20 protein-coding genes are annotated in these 16492 nt (G+C 38.9%); 3 read left to right on the forward strand and 17 right to left on the reverse strand.

Annotated elements, in window-relative coordinates; genetic code table 11:
• Positions 1-35: 35 nt before the first annotated feature.
• Together CTY48_RS16500 and CTY48_RS16505 are read right to left on the reverse strand one after the other, a co-directional pair.
• Entirely contained in the window at positions 36-473 is a 438-nt protein-coding gene (locus tag CTY48_RS16500) for a GNAT family N-acetyltransferase (protein WP_099470208.1), read from the reverse strand.
• A 44-nt stretch (positions 474-517) separates the two neighbouring features.
• Positions 518-1069, reverse strand: coding sequence for a flavodoxin family protein (locus tag CTY48_RS16505; RefSeq protein WP_099469546.1), 552 nt, complete (start codon positions 1067-1069; stop codon positions 518-520).
• A gap of 168 nt (positions 1070-1237) precedes the next feature.
• Between CTY48_RS16505 and CTY48_RS16510 the strand changes: the two genes are divergently transcribed.
• Entirely contained in the window at positions 1238-1594 is a 357-nt protein-coding gene (locus tag CTY48_RS16510) for a VOC family protein (protein WP_099469547.1), read from the forward strand.
• 119 nt (positions 1595-1713) lie between these two features.
• Here CTY48_RS16510 and CTY48_RS16515 read toward each other — a convergent pair whose 3' ends face one another.
• Positions 1714-2193, reverse strand: coding sequence for an MGMT family protein (locus CTY48_RS16515; protein ID WP_099469548.1), 480 nt, complete (start codon positions 2191-2193; stop codon positions 1714-1716).
• A 171-nt stretch (positions 2194-2364) separates the two neighbouring features.
• Between CTY48_RS16515 and CTY48_RS16520 the strand changes: the two genes are divergently transcribed.
• Positions 2365-2733 (forward strand): hypothetical protein, encoded by a 369-nt coding sequence (locus CTY48_RS16520; protein WP_099469549.1) that lies wholly within the window; start codon positions 2365-2367, stop codon positions 2731-2733.
• 51 nt (positions 2734-2784) lie between these two features.
• On the forward strand, positions 2785-3552 hold the full coding sequence (locus CTY48_RS16525) for a GNAT family N-acetyltransferase (protein ID WP_099469550.1): 768 nt from the start codon (positions 2785-2787) through the stop codon (positions 3550-3552).
• 186 nt (positions 3553-3738) lie between these two features.
• On the opposite strand, the gene CTY48_RS16530 is transcribed toward CTY48_RS16525, so the two are convergent.
• From CTY48_RS16530 to CTY48_RS16595, 14 genes are all read right to left on the reverse strand, one after another.
• Positions 3739-4638 carry a LysR family transcriptional regulator gene (locus CTY48_RS16530; protein WP_099469551.1) on the reverse strand — a complete coding sequence of 300 codons (900 nt, stop codon included), beginning with the start codon at positions 4636-4638 and terminating at the stop codon, positions 3739-3741.
• Between the two features lie 13 nt (positions 4639-4651).
• Entirely contained in the window at positions 4652-5395 is a 744-nt protein-coding gene (locus CTY48_RS16535; RefSeq protein ID WP_099469552.1) for an AAC(3) family N-acetyltransferase, read from the reverse strand.
• A gap of 96 nt (positions 5396-5491) precedes the next feature.
• Positions 5492-6742 carry an MFS transporter gene (locus CTY48_RS16540; protein ID WP_099469553.1) on the reverse strand — a complete coding sequence of 417 codons (1251 nt, stop codon included), beginning with the start codon at positions 6740-6742 and terminating at the stop codon, positions 5492-5494.
• A gap of 213 nt (positions 6743-6955) precedes the next feature.
• Positions 6956-7885 carry an ArsR family transcriptional regulator gene (locus tag CTY48_RS16545; protein WP_180272762.1) on the reverse strand — a complete coding sequence of 310 codons (930 nt, stop codon included), beginning with the start codon at positions 7883-7885 and terminating at the stop codon, positions 6956-6958.
• A gap of 240 nt (positions 7886-8125) precedes the next feature.
• Positions 8126-9859, reverse strand: coding sequence for an ABC transporter ATP-binding protein (locus tag CTY48_RS16550; protein ID WP_099469555.1), 1734 nt, complete (start codon positions 9857-9859; stop codon positions 8126-8128).
• 2 nt (positions 9860-9861) lie between these two features.
• Positions 9862-11631, reverse strand: a complete 1770-nt coding sequence (locus CTY48_RS16555; RefSeq protein WP_099469556.1) for an ABC transporter ATP-binding protein — start codon at positions 11629-11631, stop codon at positions 9862-9864.
• Between the two features lie 69 nt (positions 11632-11700).
• Positions 11701-12318, reverse strand: a complete 618-nt coding sequence (locus CTY48_RS16560) for a TetR/AcrR family transcriptional regulator (protein ID WP_099469557.1) — start codon at positions 12316-12318, stop codon at positions 11701-11703.
• A 99-nt stretch (positions 12319-12417) separates the two neighbouring features.
• Positions 12418-12846 carry a GNAT family N-acetyltransferase gene (locus CTY48_RS16565; RefSeq protein WP_099469558.1) on the reverse strand — a complete coding sequence of 143 codons (429 nt, stop codon included), beginning with the start codon at positions 12844-12846 and terminating at the stop codon, positions 12418-12420.
• A gap of 24 nt (positions 12847-12870) precedes the next feature.
• Entirely contained in the window at positions 12871-13320 is a 450-nt protein-coding gene (locus CTY48_RS16570; protein WP_099469559.1) for a hypothetical protein, read from the reverse strand.
• A gap of 29 nt (positions 13321-13349) precedes the next feature.
• On the reverse strand, positions 13350-14021 hold the full coding sequence (locus tag CTY48_RS16575; protein WP_099469560.1) for a methyltransferase family protein: 672 nt from the start codon (positions 14019-14021) through the stop codon (positions 13350-13352).
• Between the two features lie 25 nt (positions 14022-14046).
• Positions 14047-14547, reverse strand: a complete 501-nt coding sequence (locus tag CTY48_RS16580; protein ID WP_099469561.1) for a hypothetical protein — start codon at positions 14545-14547, stop codon at positions 14047-14049.
• 55 nt (positions 14548-14602) lie between these two features.
• Positions 14603-15205, reverse strand: a complete 603-nt coding sequence (locus tag CTY48_RS16585; RefSeq protein WP_099469562.1) for a helix-turn-helix domain-containing protein — start codon at positions 15203-15205, stop codon at positions 14603-14605.
• 80 nt (positions 15206-15285) lie between these two features.
• Positions 15286-15660 carry a DUF4180 domain-containing protein gene (locus CTY48_RS16590; RefSeq protein ID WP_099469563.1) on the reverse strand — a complete coding sequence of 125 codons (375 nt, stop codon included), beginning with the start codon at positions 15658-15660 and terminating at the stop codon, positions 15286-15288.
• A 13-nt stretch (positions 15661-15673) separates the two neighbouring features.
• Positions 15674-16471, reverse strand: coding sequence for a YdcF family protein (locus CTY48_RS16595; protein ID WP_099469564.1), 798 nt, complete (start codon positions 16469-16471; stop codon positions 15674-15676).
• Between the last annotated feature and the right edge of the window lie 21 nt (positions 16472-16492).

Genomic DNA, 16492 nt, shown 5'->3' on the forward strand with positions numbered 1-16492 from the left:
AATCACCCCTAATAATTTTTCGTCTTTCATCCCACCTATTCCCTATACATCATTGGTGTATACCGAATCCCATCTCTCATTTGTTCTTTTGCCGTGTCAACAAATCCCAAACATCGATATATCTTAACAGCATAGGGCGAAGAATTTACTGTTATCTCAGCAGAAGTCCTGTTTTCAAGTACCTTTTGAAAAAGCATTTTTCCTATTCCTTGTTTATGGTGCTTTCCTTCCACAAAGAACAAAGCAATATGATTTCCTTCATTTCTCGTTGCAATAACACCCACAAGTATTGCGTTGTGATAAGCACCATACATCACCAATTCATTCATATAATCCTCATTGTATATTGCTGTATCTTTAAATGTTTTCACTCCCTCATTCGAATAGTCAGGGGCTTCAAATTGCATAAATACGGCATCAATGAGTTTTATAGCTTTCTCTCTTTCTGCTTCTTCTATCTTTCTAATTTCCATTTTATCATTCAAATACTCACAAGAATTATTGAAGTATTTCTCCTTTATTTTCTTTTTATAATATTACAAAATGCCTCAATTTCGTTTACTCTATTTGGCACATCCGTTATATATTCAACCGAACACAATCCCAAACTTCCACTCGCAGCAATCTCCAAATGACCGTAAAAATGCTCAATACTTTCTATTATATTATTACATTCCCGCATGCTTGGTCCTGTCCTTAAAGCAATACTATAACCTTTTTTTCCTTGACTAATTGTTGCATGAGGATCGTGCGTATTACACCACGGTGTACATCTATCTATAAATGCTTTAAATTGACCGGGAATATCAGCCCAATAGGATGGTGAAACTGAAATAATTCTATCCGCCCACTCAAATTCAGCCATTATATTTTCTACATCATCATCTTGTATCATGCACGTTCCCGTATTATGACAACTTCTACACCCCTTGCAAAAATCAAATTTATAATCATCTATACAAATAATCTTGACATTATACTGCGTAATCAAACATGAAAAAATAACCGTTGCTATCTCGGCAGTTGCACCAGTTCTAACCGGACTACAATTTATTATCAATGCATTCATTTTGTCCACCCCCGCTAAGTCAAATTTCTATATCTCTCTTTTTCAATAATAACATATATTCCCATTTTGATAAATATTCAAGTCAGTTGTCTTTTAACATGTTCCGTTATATAATTATTTTTATTAAACAAACTATCAAACTATTGAAATTCTGCGGAGGTATATCTTATGAAATTAAATTTTATTACTTTTATGGTTAGAGACATTGAAAAATCAGTTGCTTTTTATCAAGAACTGGCAGGTCTTCATGTAATAAACCGAATGAGTCCTGAGGCCGGGGAAATTGTATTCTTGGCAAATGAAAAGGGCGAAACGATGCTGGAACTAATTGAATTTGAAGGGGTAGAAAAAGTTATGGCAAAGGGAATGGTCATGAGTTTTTCTGCAAAAGATGAACTTGAGGAATTGAGAGAGAAAGCTATTACATTGGGCTATTCTCCATCAGAAATTATTGCACAAGGACCAAAACCAAAACATTTTAAAGTTACAGATCCTGATGGAATTATTGTAGAGTTTAGTGTTTGATTTTATAATTACAGTAGCTCGAGCAGTTGATTACATCTGCAAACTATGCTCGCCGCAATATGCATTATATTTTTATATCATAGAAAATTCGAAAGAATTTCCTATGATATAAAAATTTGTCAGCCTAATTGAAACATACTCTTTTCATAATCCTTTACATAGTATCTGATGTTAGTTCTACCTTTTTGAATTATAGTATGTCCCTCGTCTTCTAGTTTTCTCTTTTGAAGTTCAATACCTTCCGGATATTTAGGATTTAATTCACCATTTGCTTTTAATGTTCTCCAATATGGTGTTTCCTCTTCATTTCTTTGATAACTAGCCCAAGCAACAATAGAAGTAAATATACCGGCAGTTATTGGATCGGTGAAATCAGCATTATTTTTCCTTGCAAAGTATTCTCTGATACTTCCTACTGTAATTACTTTTCCATAAGGTACCTTTTTCATCACTTCATCGTAATACATAGGTGGAGCGAAATACATGTTTTCACCGCCATATTTTTCTATGCTCGCCTTATCCGTTATCTTTTGAATCTTAGGCATATCCTTAGTTTCTTTGAGCATAGCATTAAAATCCTTTTCACTTTCATGAGCCATCGTTTTTCCTCCTTTTCAAGTAAATATATAATAATAAATAATCGAATGCAATGAGACGATTTTAATTTTCTAAAATATAATTTGCAGAAATAATTGTATCATATTCATCTAAAAATATGCTAAACTTAAATAATAGCATAGCAAGTCACTTAGAATCTAGGAGAAAGATACATGGAAAATTATTCACAAAAAGAACTAGATGCCGCATTACAGCTTGTATCTTCTACCATCAATAAGTGTGAAAAGATGCAGTTAAAATTTGCGGAGGGTACCTCACAATACTCTCTCTTAAAGAACCGAATTAAGGCTTTGTATATTTCAAAGGCTTTGATAGAAAAGGATAGTAATATTGGAATGTATACTCAGACAGATTTAGAAAAAGCATTACCACCTGTGCTTTCCATTATAAGCAAAACAGAGAAAGCTCAAATGAAGTATAACAAAGAAACTACTTCTTACAAGCGGTTTGATTCTATCATAAATGCAATGTATATTTCCAAATTTTTTATTGAGAGCGAAATATCGAAACGAACACAGTAACTTCTAAATTTAAGAGCCTGCAAGAAAAGGCAGCATTCAGAAAGGACCCCCATGGTAAAAGTAACCACGTGTACAGAGCAAATAGAACATATATTTAACAACTGGTCTGAAACCCTAATATGGTCATGCCTTCAGGGCGTTATGGGAAGTTTATATGTAAATAACACGGAAAATCCGGTTTCAGCAATGGCGGTATTGGGAGACTTTTGTTTTCTCGCGGGGGTACCGGATGAAAACTTGGGAAAATTTAAGCCTGAAGAGTTTGACCGGAATTTTATGATTATGGTGCCGCAGAACGAAGCATGGGCAAGAATTATCGAGAATGCATACGGGCACAAGGCAAAACAAGTAACCAGATATGCAATAAAAAAGGAACAAGATGTTTTTGATATCGCAAAGCTTCAGGAGATTGTTGAATCTTTGCCACCCGAATATAAAATAAGCAATATTGACAAAGAGCTTTTTGAACAGTGCAGGGTGATAAATTGGTGCAAAGACTGGGTTTTGCAATATTCCGATTATGAGATGTTTAAAAACCTTGGCTTGGGCGTTGTCATCCTAAAGGATGGAGAACCTGTCTCAGGCGTCTCTGCGTATTCTGCATACCGGGAAGGCATTGAAATAGAAATTGATACAAAAGCAGAATACCGAAGGCTTGGTCTTGCAAAAATATGCGGTGCACAACTGATTTTGGAATGTTTAAAACGAGACTTATATCCAAGCTGGGATGCCCAAAACAAGGGGTCTGTGGCTCTTGCTGAAAAGCTGGGGTATCATTATGACCATGATTATCAGGCATATGAGATTTATTTTAAATAGGCCCTATAGCTTATCTATCATCTTTTTGAAAACTTCCTTTCGCTCACTCATGGAAGTAGGACTGGATATCATATACACCCAGTTCTATTCCTCCATCCCATGCCTTCTCCCATCACTTCGTCCTCCCGATTTGCTTATATTCTTCCCATGTGCTTGCCTGAAATCGCTTCACCTATTATAAATTTATTACATGCAATATTTTTTCAAGGCTTCCAGATAAATTTTACCGAGGCGGCTCAACATACACTTCTTGTTCACCACATATCCTATGTGCATCGCACCTTCCTCTTTCAGGGGAACCGCCACGATGTCTTTTCCGTTTAGTTCCTCGTCAATGATACCGCTGCATACCGTATATCCGTTCAGCCCGATTAACAAATTAAAAAGCGACGCGCGGTCACGCACTCTGATATTTTTCCTGCGGTGTATCACACTGAATATCTCTTCTGAATAATAAAAGGAATTGCGCTCACCCTGCTCAAACGACAGATATGGGTATTCCGCTAGTTCCTCCATCGTAACCGCTTTTTTGCCCGCCAGCGGGTGCCTGCTGCTGACAAATACATGAGGCTTTGCCACAAACAATTCGTGAAATTCAAGATTGTTTGCTTTCATAATTTTGCAGAGTACCGTCTCATTAAACTCATTTAAAAACAATACCCCGATTTCGCTTTTCATATTTGCCACATCGTCAATAATCTCGTAAGTCTGCGTCTCCCGGAGGCTGAAATCGTACTCCTCCTGCCCATATTCCTTTATCAAATCCACAAACGCATTGACCGCAAAGGAGTAGTGTTGGGTTGAAATACAAAATTCCTGCTTTCCGCCCTTCCCGCCTTTGTATGTCTCCTCCAATAAGTTTGCCTGCTCTAATACCTGCCTCGCATAGCCGAGAAAAGCTTCCCCTTCCTTCGAGACAACAATCCCCTTGTTCGTTCTCTCAAAGATGCTGATACCCATCTCCTTCTCCAATTCCTTTATGGCATTGGTGAGACTAGGCTGCGATATAAATAAATTGCTGGCGGCTTCCGTGATGGTGCCCGTTTCTGCCACCATAGTGACATATTTTAATTGTTGTAAGGTCATGTTAGCCTCCTGCCTATCCTCTATCAATACCGTAAAGCTTATAAGGGTCCTCTATCAATTTTTCTTGATATACCCCGACAACCTCCGGTATATCCATCAACATACACTTTGCGTTCCCTATTATTCCTTCTCTTATATAACCCTTTTCATACGCAATCGCTTGTATGGTGTACCACGCCTTTACCGGCGCGCAGCCATCTTCTACAAACCACTGGCTGGGATTATAAAGTTCATCTAACTTAGGTGATTTCATGATTGCCGCTATTTCTTTCGGAAGATATTTTTCAGCATGATGCATTGCGGTGAGTGAATATATATCAACACCTATCATCACTGCCTTTCCGTCATTTTCAAGTAGATAGCGAAACATATTTTTTACTTCTTCTGCCTGTTTACCCCAAGCTGACGCGGCAAAAGTTCCCTCCCCCACCAAAGTATCAGGCATTAAGCGGAAGGTATCTGCTATTGCTCCCATTGCACTTACCGGCTCATCCTTAGACAAAACTTTTATCTTTCTAACTAAACCGTTTTTCTTATCCTCTTCATCCAACGGTAAATCACGGCTTAAACGCAATGCAGGCATAAAAATACTGCCTTCTTTTCCGACGACCTCTTTTAAGGCTTCGATTACAGTTTCAGCGCCGCCTTTCACATATCCTAAACTGCTCAAAGAGCTATGTACTGCAATATCCATTTTCTGTTCCACGCCAAGCCGGTGCAGCCCCTTTATAATATCTTCCTTCATTAATTCTTGCATTTATCTGCCCCCTCTTAAGACTTAAGCCACTTAAAATCCAAAACCTTTATGTACATTCTAGTCTGATATATCTAAAAAATCAATTAATTCCTTTAATTAAAAATTATTGTCAAGTTGCTCTTCAAGCTTGCCAAAAAACCTTTTTGTGCTAAAACTAATCATACAGAGAATAATTCCGGTTGGTATTAATATAACATAAATTACATTGCTAAACTTATCAAACAACATTCCATAAATAATTTGTCCCAATGGTTGTGCACATAACGAAAAAGTTGCTGCAAAAGCCATGACTTTTCCTGTCATGTTTTCTGGTGTTAGCTGCTGAATAATAGACAGGGCAAAAACAGAAAAAATACAAGCTGCTATTTGTATTGCAAAAAACGCCAGAATAAGCGTTGCATATCTTATATAAGCACCAGCCGGAATAAAAAATATCAACCCAACCGGCAGCAAAAAGAAGCCTATGCTGAACAAGGTTATGCTAAGTCTGCCAATCCTGAACTTAGCTGCAAGCAGACCGGCTGCAATACTGCCGATAATACTTGCAAAGCTAAGTATACTTACGGCGGCACCATAGTAGTTGGCACTCAGCCCCAAAATCGTACGAACTATGTAAGGAAATCCCACCAAGGCAACCCCTTGAATGAAAAATGCTATGACTGTTACCAAAAGTAATATTTTTAAAATATACGGCTTTTCCCTACTAATAAAATGTGTGCTGTCCGCCAAATCATTTTTAATGATGTTCCAAATGTTTTCCTTCTTTTGTGGCCGTTTATATTCAAGTTTGATAAAACACTCAAAGGCTGCTGTTGCGAAAAAGCAAGCTACACCTGCATACATTACGGGCTTTAATCCAAAAGAGGTATAGAGCACACTTCCAATAAAAGGAGCTATCAGCGCAGAAATAGCACTAATTTGGTTGACAAGGGCATTCCCTCGAATAATATTATCACCGCTTTGCATTTGAGGAACACAGGCTTGAACCGTCGGCATTTCAAATGCGCCTAGAATTGATTGGATGACAAGAGTTGCACCGATTATTACAAGATTATTTCCTCGATCAATCATAACAACAGCAATCAGGACTACTATACCGGCTAAAAAATCCAATGTAACCATGATATTACGCCTGTTTGCGCGGTCAGCAAGTACACCGCCTAATGGGGATAAAAGAATGGTCGGCAGCATAGCAATTGCCAGAAATCCAGCAAATATAGCGGCAGAACCCGTTATCTCCAAGACATACATTGATAATGCAAAATCTAATATACAGTTCCCAAATAAAGAAATTGTTTGCCCTGCTAAAAGCAGTGAAAAGTTTTTTGAAAAAAGTTTGTTATCCATAATACCTCCATTGCAATCTAATTTGTTTTATGTTCATCTAATTCAATGTGTTAAAAAGTGTGAGCTAAGCTCACACTTCGCACCCACGCAAGTAAAAAGCAATTGCTTTCTTTCGCCTAGTGCAGATATTAGATTTATATAAAACATTCTACAATACAATTTCATTTATGTCAAACATATTCGATATATATCAAACTATTTTTTCAAAATCCTTTACTCCAAAAACATAGTCCGTAATTTTAGCAGCAAGTTCTCCACCGTTTCTTTTGAAAGTGTATAATACACTCGCCCATCTTTTTTTTCCACATTGACCAGCCGGCAATTCAGCAGTACATTCATATGATGTGAGATAGTCGCTGCCGATAATTTTAACTCTTCCGCTAATTCTAAATTGTATTTCGGAGACTTCATAAGCGAAAGAAGAATATCAAATTTACTGCTGTCACTTAACGCTTTGAGCATAGGAAGGAGATTTTTTTGTGAAGATTTTTCTTTTTCCTGCATTTTATAAACAGCGTCCGTGAATAATCCAATATAAGAATTGGGGTATTCCCCATTTGCATGGACAAGCTCCACCGCCGGATAAACTAAGGTGGGTGTTACATTAGAGTTCTGATGCAGCGAGCCAAACAAATACTTACCGTGTGGAAAATCCTCCAAAAGTTTATCGAGCGGGCGTTGGATTGCAGCAACCGCCTTTTCATAAGCTGGTGCATTGCTATGAATAATTTTTGAAAGCTTTTCTATTTTTTCTTGCGGAGATTGCAACATTAACATAAGTTTCCAACAGGTATTGGAAGAAAAACCCGTGCGATTTAATAGAGCTATTCTTTCATCAAGAGACGGCAGTTCCGTAATGGTACCTGTTTCCTCTTCCAAAAGCTCCTTTGCAAAGGTTAAGGCAAACTCTTTTTCTTCGATCGCATTAAGGTCTTTTTCAAACCACTCAGGATGATTAGCGCAAATAAATTGAATGGATAAAATAAACTCATAGTCATCATCGGAAAAGAAAAAATCATAATCCTCAATATTTTCTTTCACCATTTCTTTATGAAACGCAGCAAGATATTTTCTAAGAGTTACGGCAACTTTTTTATTAAACTCCTCAACATTTATGCCAAGCTCTTCTATCTCTTTCTCCAAAACCTTATTTGCCATAAAATCCGGATGATTGCAGCTATACAATAACCCAATTATTTCAAAATATTTATTTAAGCTCTTGTTAACCGTTGTCGCCATATCGATATACCGCCTTCCCTGTCTTTTGTGATAAACGCACAATCTTTTACCTTTCTCAAATTAGAACACATTCTAAAATAATAGATGATTATATTATAAAAGATTGTGCTGTCTTTCACAAGAGAAAACTTCCTCAATCTCTTTCTACGCCAACGTCCATTTCTGCCCTTGCGTCTGAAGCTCAACCATATGGCTGAAAACTCCTTTCTGGTTCAGCAGTACGTCCGGTGTTCCCTGTTCAGCGACGCGACCTTCGGCAAGAACTACTATCTTATCGGCTCCTGCGACAGTCCTCATTCTGTGCGCTATGACAAGTACTGTTTTGTTTTTAATAAGCCTTGAGAGTGCCGTCTGTATGAGTGTTTCGTTCTCAACATCAAGAGAGGCGGTTGCTTCATCTAGAAGAATAATCGGTGCATTCTTTAAGAAAGCTCTGGCGATAGAAATTCTCTGACGCTCTCCGCCCGAAAGCGCGCAGCCGTTTTCTCCGATGTAGGTATGATATCCGCTCGGAAGCTTTTCTGCAAATTCATCACAGTTGGCAAGTCTTGCAGCCTCAAGCACTTCCTCGTCCGATGCATCTTTTCTTCCGATTCGTATGTTCTCCATAATCGTATTATTAAATAACGTGACATCCTGAAATACAATGGAGTAAAGAGATAGCAAAGTTTCGGGTTCAATTTTAGAAATATTCATGCCGCCCACTGTGATTGTTCCGTTTCCGCAGTCCCAAAAACGTGCTGCAAGCCTTGATACAGTTGTTTTACCACCGCCGGACGGACCTACAAGCGCTGTTACTTCCCCTTGCTTTGCGGTAAAGGATACATCTTTTAGCACCGTTTCCCCGCTGTTATAGGCGAAGCCAACGTGTTCAAATGTAATATCATAGCCTTTATTTTTTAGTTTTTTCTCACCCACCTGCACATCATGGTCAAAAATCTCATTCATTCTTGCAATGTTGGTGCGTGCTGCAATCACCGCTGCCAGGTTTTGTAACGCTGCCTGCAAAGGGTCATAGAGTCGTGATGCCACGAGCAAAAACAGGAAGAATGTCATCACATCTAACGTACCGTTTATCAGCAAAGCGGAGCCGACAAGCGCAACCGTCGCAATACCAAGCTTCAAAATAAGCTGTGCGGATACAACAATTGCCGCAGTTCCAAATTCGCCGATAACCGCACGTCTCTCCACTGCCTTTATCTTTTTATCGAGATCGTTTAAATAGGATTGCTCTGCATTGTTTGCCTTTAAGTCCTGTACCGTCTCAATACACTCTTGTATGCCGTCGGCACAAGCCATTTTTGCATCCATTGACTTTTGGTTAAGCCCTTCCTGAATCTTGGATGATAAGACGATAATGGCAAAAGCAATAGGCGCTACCCACAAAGCGGCGATTGCCATGCGCCAATCAAAGAAAAACAGGCTGATTGCAATCAAAACGGTTGAGATAGCGGAGCCAAACAATTCCGGAATAAAATGAGAAAATGCTGTTTCCAAAAATGTACAGTCTGCCATAATTGTACTTGTCAAATCGGCAAGATCTTTTTTCCCGAAAAAGGAAAGCGGTATTTTTCTTAATTTCTCAGCAAGTGTAATACGGCGCACTCCCGATTCAACATAGGTTGCAAGATAGGTTGCATTGTATTGAAAATAGGTGACTGCCAAAATCAAAGCTATGCTAAAAATGCTGCCACCGATATAGAATGCCACGCGGTTTGCGCTTACACCGCCATTCATCAGATCACCCACCAGATAATACAATAGTCCCACCGGAAACATAAAGGAAATATTTTGCAGGGTACACGCAAGAATACCCTTTAGCAAATCCTTTGCTCCCTGCTCGGACAGTGCATATTTTCGTTGTAATTTTTTTATCATCATCATGCCTCCTTTGAAACTCTCCACTGAATGGAGGTCTGGTAGTTGTTCCACATTTGGAAAAACAATCCTTTTTTCTCCATTAATTCACTGCTTGTTCCGCTTTCAGAAATCTGCCCGTCCTTTAAAACATAGATGCAGTCCGCATTTACAATCGTCGAAAGCCTATGGGCAATCATGATGACCGTCCTGCCCTTAGAAAGCTCTGAAAATGCCTGCTGTACCTTAGTTTCATTATCCGGATCAGCAAAAGCTGTTGCTTCATCCAAAATAACAATCGGAGAATTTTTCAAAAGAACTCTTGCTATTGCAATTCGCTGCTGTTCACCGCCGGAAAGATAGATACCTTTTTTTCCGATTAATGTGTCCACACCGTTTGGAAACTTCTCAACAATGTCCATACACTGGGCACTTTTTAGCGCCTGTAGCACTTCTTCTCTTGATGCATCGGGTTTTCCCATCCTTACATTTTCAAGAATAGAGGTCTTGATCAGCTTACTGCTTTGAAACACAAAAGAAACCGTTTCCATAAGAAGCTCTTTATCGATTTCCTTTACGTCCACTCCACCTATGAAAACCTTTCCCTTTTGCGGGTCAAAAAATCTTGAAACAACATTGGCAAGAGTCGTTTTGCCACCGCCGGATGGTCCTACAAAAGCAACTGTCTGACCCGGCTGAATGTTCAGCGAGATATTTTCCAAAGCATTTTTATTTCCGTCATAGCTGTAAGTGACATTTTGCAACTCAACGGAGTTATCTGCCGGTGCAAAATGGCTGTCGCTCTGTGACAGCGGCTGTAAATCTAACACACTGTCCATACGGCTCATCGCATCGTCGACAATCATCATATTTTCACTCTGGAACATGATTTTCGTTAATGTAACAGAAATAACCGGCGTAATAATAATATAAAAAATTAAATTCAGCAGAAATTCATTTGTTACTTCATCTGCCGTAAAGACAAGTCCCGCTCCTATTAAAAAGGCGAATACACTGTTAATTGCGGCTGTGTAGAACACCATAGGAAGACGCAGCTGCTTTGTATAGGCGATTACCCATATGCTGTAGCGGTCAATCGCATCTTTAAAACGCTTAAAGGAAAATACCGTCTGCCCAAAAGTTTTTACAACCGGAACTCCTCTTATGTATTCCACCGCTTCATTTGACATATCATCAAGTGCATTTTGATACTCAGTCATCTTTTGTCTCATCTTTGTACCGGTCATACTTATCATAATCAAAAATCCGAGCACAACAGGTACAAGACTCAGCAGTCCAAGACGCCAATCAAATGCAAGCAACAGCACCAAAAGTCCAATCGGTGTGGCGATTGCACCGTATCGATCCGGTAATTGGTGTGCAAGAAATCCTTCCGTCGCAGCGCTTGATTCGCTTATAATTTTGCGAAGTTTTCCGCTTCCGAAGCTCTCCACAAATCCAAGCGGGAGCTTACAGATATGATGTGTCATCTGCATACACAAATTTGACCGCACGCGAAATGCCGCAATATGCGAGCACATCAATCCCCCTACATAAACTAGAATGGAAAGAACGGCGAAAAAAACTGCCATCCAGCCATAATGCGAAAGATTTTCTGCCTTTTCAAAATCGGGCATAACATCAATCACCTCTTTTATTATTTTCCACAAGTACCAAAACGGTACAAGCGCAATTAGAGCCGAGAGTGCAGACAATATCCATGAGCTATAAGTAAAATAGCGATAGCTGCCTGCATAGTCCATAAGTCTTGACAAGCTTGATTTCTTTTTCAAATCAATAACCTCCTTAAAATATTGTTTATAGTTAGTTTTACCTAACCTTTGATTAAAAATTAAAGAGCCCTAAAGCCCTAAAATTTCTGACCATCCTGCCGTATGAAAGCTTTTCAATTTGGAAACATAGGATTGCGCATATTCGCGTGGCATATCATGAACGATCATCTCAAATATTCCGTTGAACATGCCGCTGCAGAGAATATGACAGAACTGTCTGTCTATGTCCGGTATTTCATGCCCAAGAGAACGCAGCACATCGATAAAGTTGTAAGTATATTCTACTTCAATCTCCACCATATTATGGATAAAATCAGCGTACGCCGTTCCTTCTGAGCAACAGACAATCAGTTTGAAAATATCAAAATGCTCATAAATATAGTCAACCATCCATTCGAGGCAATCCCCTGATGCTTTTCCCATATTATCAGGCTGCTCCTCCTCCGGAAGCTTTACAAAATCCTCCTGCGTGCGCATAAACTGCCCCATAATAACCGACGCATGTTTTTCCACCAATGCGGCAAACAGCGCTTCTTTATTGGAAAAATAGCCGTAGAAAGCACCGGTTGTAACACCTGCATTTTTTACAATATTTCGCAACGAAGCTGTCTGGAAGCCCTTTTCCAAAAACTCTGCTTTGGCAGCCTCCAGTATATTTTGCAATGTGCTTGTTTCCTCTATTTTCATTTTTTCCTCCATATAGCACCGTTATATAACACTGTTATATTATAGGGCGCATAACTTTTCTTGTCAAGTAGTTGCAACTAACTTTTTCCAAATTTCATTTTAATCTTTTTCTCTCCTGCCTTCAGCCCGAGAAGAATTTCGCAGCATACCGCATTTGTCTTCCGGCAGGTATTCAAAATTATGCTTATGATACAGTTTGTCGGCGGGTTTATTTGCGATTAAGCATATATAGCTGTCTTCATACGTATTTTTCTCAAAATAATCGTCAATCGCCTTCATAATTTGATCCGCATAACCTTTTCGCTGATATTCCCTGTCTACCATAATGTCACTCACAACATAGGTAATCCCGCCGTCGCCGACCACTCTGCCAAATCCAATCAGTTTTTCCCCATCATACATAGCAACTGTAAATAAGGAATTCTCCAACGCAATCTGGCTTCTTTTCAAATCTTTATCTCCCATACCGGAACGCATTCTAAGACTTACATAGTCTTGTGCGGTTGGTACTTCATAAATAAGTTTCATCTATCTGCCTCCTCAAGGTGCGCATCATAAAATAAAATTTACAATTCCATATATAAAATGGCATACCAAAAATATAATTGCCGAAATCAGTGCTATTCTATTTTTTCTTCCAATCGAAAAAAAGATAAATGCCAAACACGGCACAATGCATAAGTCCAAAACTATAATCGGACTAGTCACACCGTTATAATAAAATATCCATCCTATAAAATAGATTAAAATTGAAATGATAATTTCTATCAGATTTCTCTTTTTCATAGGCTTTTTGCAATCCTTGCTTATAAGAAAGCATAGTGAAGCAACCATTACTACCTGAAACACAGATGCAATGATGTCCACTATTTCGGTTGCCGACTCAGCTCTCAGAATATCATTCGGAGCAGGAACCGCAAACCATATAAAGTTTGGTATCATAATTATTAAAAAAAGTATGAGTCCCCATACATCAAAACTTATTTTATATTTTTCTCTCATCTCCAGCTCCCTCTTCCATCAATTAAAAGTTACCAGATAAACGGAATTAACCGATATTTCACAGTTTGCTTATACTCCATATATCCTTCTAACTCTGCCTCCAATACCTTCTCTTCATTCAAAATACGTTTTACAAGCAACACCGGATAAACCATAAACACAATAAATGAATAAACCGATCCCAAGATAATCGGAATGGATAAGAACAGCAATATTGTGGCCGAATACATAGGATGTCTTACGATTCCATACAATCCAGTATCAATTACTTTCTGATTTTCCTGTACCTCAACAGTCCTGGAAAGATAGGTATTTTCACGTAATACTTCGGCATAAAGAACATACGCAACGAGAAAAATCACTGTCGCTAAAACCACTAACCAAGTTGGAATATGTAACCATTCAAATCTGAAATCAAGAGCAGCTATTATAAATCCAGCAATAAACATGCATCCCGATAATAGAATCACAGACTTTTGCTCCGCTTCTTTTTCCTTTGTATTCATACGTTTAGCCAATAATTCCGGTTTCTTTATCCAAAGTACAACCCCCGCGATAAACATCGGCACAAACAGCACTGCAATAAACAACCATGCATTCCAAAACCGAACTGTTCCGGCTGGAATAAATAGCAGCACACTCACAAGCAACAAACCGGATAGAAACTTTACGATAGCTTGAAATAAAAGATTTTTATTCATTTATAGTCCCTCCACAAATTCAAATTTACTCAGTTATATAGTTCAATACTAAAACGAGCGACGCCGATACAAGTGATACAAATGCACCGATTGCACATCCTTTTAATGCTCCTACAATATGATGCTTTGGGCTTTTATATTCTTCTGTCATATCCTCCGTACCCGGAAGCATTAATTTTTTGCTATGGCAAAAAATAATTAAGTCACATACAATTAAATCATAAAGGTTTACTGATGAAAATAATAGAAAGACATGAAAAAAGGCAGCTACAAACGTTCTCTTTCCCGAAAAATATGCCAGTGCAGCAAAAAGCATAGAGATCAAAAATGCACCAAGAATTTTTCGCTTCCATTGATTGTGCTCCACTGAATTTATGTAGTCCTTATATTGTGGCAGCTCATAAACCCGCATCTTTATTGCAGTAGGATATGATGCAAATTGAGACAGTGGGTTGCGATACTGTGCAGGCAAAATTGCAAGTGAAAATATTATACACAGTATCAAACATTGAATAAATAATAACATTTTAGTCCCCCCTTATTATTATAATTTCGTTTGAAGCTATAAATTAAATATATTCTTATCCATGAAGCTTCCTCCTTCTAAGAAGCACGAAGGTCACAATTGCCACAATACCATATACCAAAACAAATCCCCCCCCACTTATGATATCAGTCGGATACGGCGCTATCATGCGGTTTAAGCAAAATGATGCCAGCATACTGACAGGCATAAATACAACAAGAAGTATATTAACATATTTTACCGTAAACGGAGCTTTTGCGGGTGATAACAATCTACCGATAAAATATCCTGCTGCGCCCACTGTTTGAATTATCATGGCTCCCCAGATATCGCTCGCCATCTGTTCTTCATACCAACTCCCGAAGCCACAAAATAAGCCGATTGCAATAAGAGCTGTTGATGACAGATACAGAATTTTACTTGCCAAATCATTGCTCTGCGACTCATTCTTTACAGCCGGCTCAATACCCTTGAGAATGTAGTCTGTCGTGACGCCGAAATACTCACTCATAATAATTATCTTTTCCAAATCAGGTAAGCTTTGCTCACTTTCCCATTTCGATACAGCTTGGCGTGACACCCCGACTTTATCTGCAAGTTCCTCCTGTGAAATTCCTTTTGACTTTCTTAAGTTTTGAATTCTGTCTGCTATGTTCATAACTGACACCCCTTTCTTTTGATAGGGTTATTATAATAAATTGAGAGGTTGCATCACCACCATGCGCACTTGGAGATATGTCAACCGGCGGTTGCATCTGCCAATTTCTGTATCGCTTCATCCTTTGTTTCTACAAAGAAAATATCTTTGCCGTGATTTGACTCATAGATAAAATCTTTAAGCGGCTTGCTCGTATATTTCGAGTAGTCACCATATATCGCTACTTTTATATGGTAATTGATAAACTTCTGCAAGATTTCTCCCGCCATACCTGTACTTAAAACAAAAAAATCCTCTGCTATATTCTCTTTATTTAAAACGATTCTCTCTGCACCAGTCTCGTAGTTAACCGTCATTACTAAATCTAAAGCTGATTGTGTGTCAACAATAATCTTATCATTATCGGAAACAACTGCAAGATTAACTCCATTTTCCGTTAAATGTTCAATATTCATTTCTTTTATCCTCCTATTTGTTCTTTGATGCATAAAGTGGATTTGCTTCCCGCACCAAGCCTCCATATTCCTGCTTCAGCTCCAAAAAAGCCTTCTTTACATCATCTGGTATCTCAACATGGGCGATATAATTCTTTCCCTTTGGTCCATACCCACCTTCGTCATCGGATAGTCGCGGTATCTCGCCCATCAAAAGCATAATATAGCGCTCCATTTCCCACATTCCCCATGCTTTCTCCTCGAATTCCAGCTCCTCATTTTTTACCGTGACATTCGCCGCATATACCGCATAATTGATAATCACAACATCGTTGGAAACATATTTGCGAAGAGTCGCCTCCATGCGGTGCTGCATCGTTGCATCCTGAGCAAGAATAATGCTCTTATACGCAATATTCTTCTCTTTCATCAACTCCAGCAAATAGGTTATGTTATTGCCGCAATTTGTGGATTCACATTCCAAAAAATCAGGCTCTAAATCATACCGCGCCTTCAAATAGGCGGCAAATATCTCTGCCTCGGGTAAACCCTTTGTCTGAATATCAGGGTATTCCTCCTGCATTCTCACTCTCAGTGTCTCTGTCGTATGACCCGCGCCGCCGACTATGATATATTTATCTGCCACATCATGTTTCATGGCATCCGCCAGCACATCGCCGCCTGCCAGTATGCTTCCCCCAAAAAGTACCATTACATCTGCCTTCTCAAACTTATACCGTTTTTGCAGTTCCTCCTTCGACAGCGTAGCAACATCCCGCTTACCGCAGAACTCTCCCAGTATATTTATGTTCTCTGCAATTTTTTCTTTCATGGACTTTTCCTCCTGCTTGCT

The sequence above is a fragment of the Konateibacter massiliensis genome (genome assembly GCF_900184995.1).
In the GTDB taxonomy this organism is placed as follows: domain Bacteria; phylum Bacillota; class Clostridia; order Lachnospirales; family Lachnospiraceae; genus Lachnotalea; species Lachnotalea massiliensis.

Excerpts from the sequence above, each read along its gene's own strand:
- CTY48_RS16500 (WP_099470208.1), bottom strand. The coding sequence starts at position 473 with ATGGAAATTAGAAAGATAGAAGAAGCAGAAAGAGAGAAAGCTATAAAA.
- CTY48_RS16505 (WP_099469546.1), bottom strand. The coding sequence starts at position 1,069 with ATGAATGCATTGATAATAAATTGTAGTCCGGTTAGAACTGGTGCAACT.
- CTY48_RS16510 (WP_099469547.1), top strand. The coding sequence starts at position 1,238 with ATGAAATTAAATTTTATTACTTTTATGGTTAGAGACATTGAAAAATCA.
- CTY48_RS16515 (WP_099469548.1), bottom strand. The coding sequence starts at position 2,193 with ATGGCTCATGAAAGTGAAAAGGATTTTAATGCTATGCTCAAAGAAACT.
- CTY48_RS16520 (WP_099469549.1), top strand. The coding sequence starts at position 2,365 with ATGGAAAATTATTCACAAAAAGAACTAGATGCCGCATTACAGCTTGTA.
- CTY48_RS16525 (WP_099469550.1), top strand. The coding sequence starts at position 2,785 with ATGGTAAAAGTAACCACGTGTACAGAGCAAATAGAACATATATTTAAC.
- CTY48_RS16530 (WP_099469551.1), bottom strand. The coding sequence starts at position 4,638 with ATGACCTTACAACAATTAAAATATGTCACTATGGTGGCAGAAACGGGC.
- CTY48_RS16535 (WP_099469552.1), bottom strand. The coding sequence starts at position 5,395 with ATGCAAGAATTAATGAAGGAAGATATTATAAAGGGGCTGCACCGGCTT.
- CTY48_RS16540 (WP_099469553.1), bottom strand. The coding sequence starts at position 6,742 with ATGGATAACAAACTTTTTTCAAAAAACTTTTCACTGCTTTTAGCAGGG.
- CTY48_RS16550 (WP_099469555.1), bottom strand. The coding sequence starts at position 9,859 with ATGATAAAAAAATTACAACGAAAATATGCACTGTCCGAGCAGGGAGCA.
- CTY48_RS16560 (WP_099469557.1), bottom strand. The coding sequence starts at position 12,318 with ATGAAAATAGAGGAAACAAGCACATTGCAAAATATACTGGAGGCTGCC.
- CTY48_RS16565 (WP_099469558.1), bottom strand. The coding sequence starts at position 12,846 with ATGAAACTTATTTATGAAGTACCAACCGCACAAGACTATGTAAGTCTT.
- CTY48_RS16570 (WP_099469559.1), bottom strand. The coding sequence starts at position 13,320 with ATGAGAGAAAAATATAAAATAAGTTTTGATGTATGGGGACTCATACTT.
- CTY48_RS16575 (WP_099469560.1), bottom strand. The coding sequence starts at position 14,021 with ATGAATAAAAATCTTTTATTTCAAGCTATCGTAAAGTTTCTATCCGGT.
- CTY48_RS16580 (WP_099469561.1), bottom strand. The coding sequence starts at position 14,547 with ATGTTATTATTTATTCAATGTTTGATACTGTGTATAATATTTTCACTT.
- CTY48_RS16585 (WP_099469562.1), bottom strand. The coding sequence starts at position 15,205 with ATGAACATAGCAGACAGAATTCAAAACTTAAGAAAGTCAAAAGGAATT.
- CTY48_RS16590 (WP_099469563.1), bottom strand. The coding sequence starts at position 15,660 with ATGAATATTGAACATTTAACGGAAAATGGAGTTAATCTTGCAGTTGTT.
- CTY48_RS16595 (WP_099469564.1), bottom strand. The coding sequence starts at position 16,471 with ATGAAAGAAAAAATTGCAGAGAACATAAATATACTGGGAGAGTTCTGC.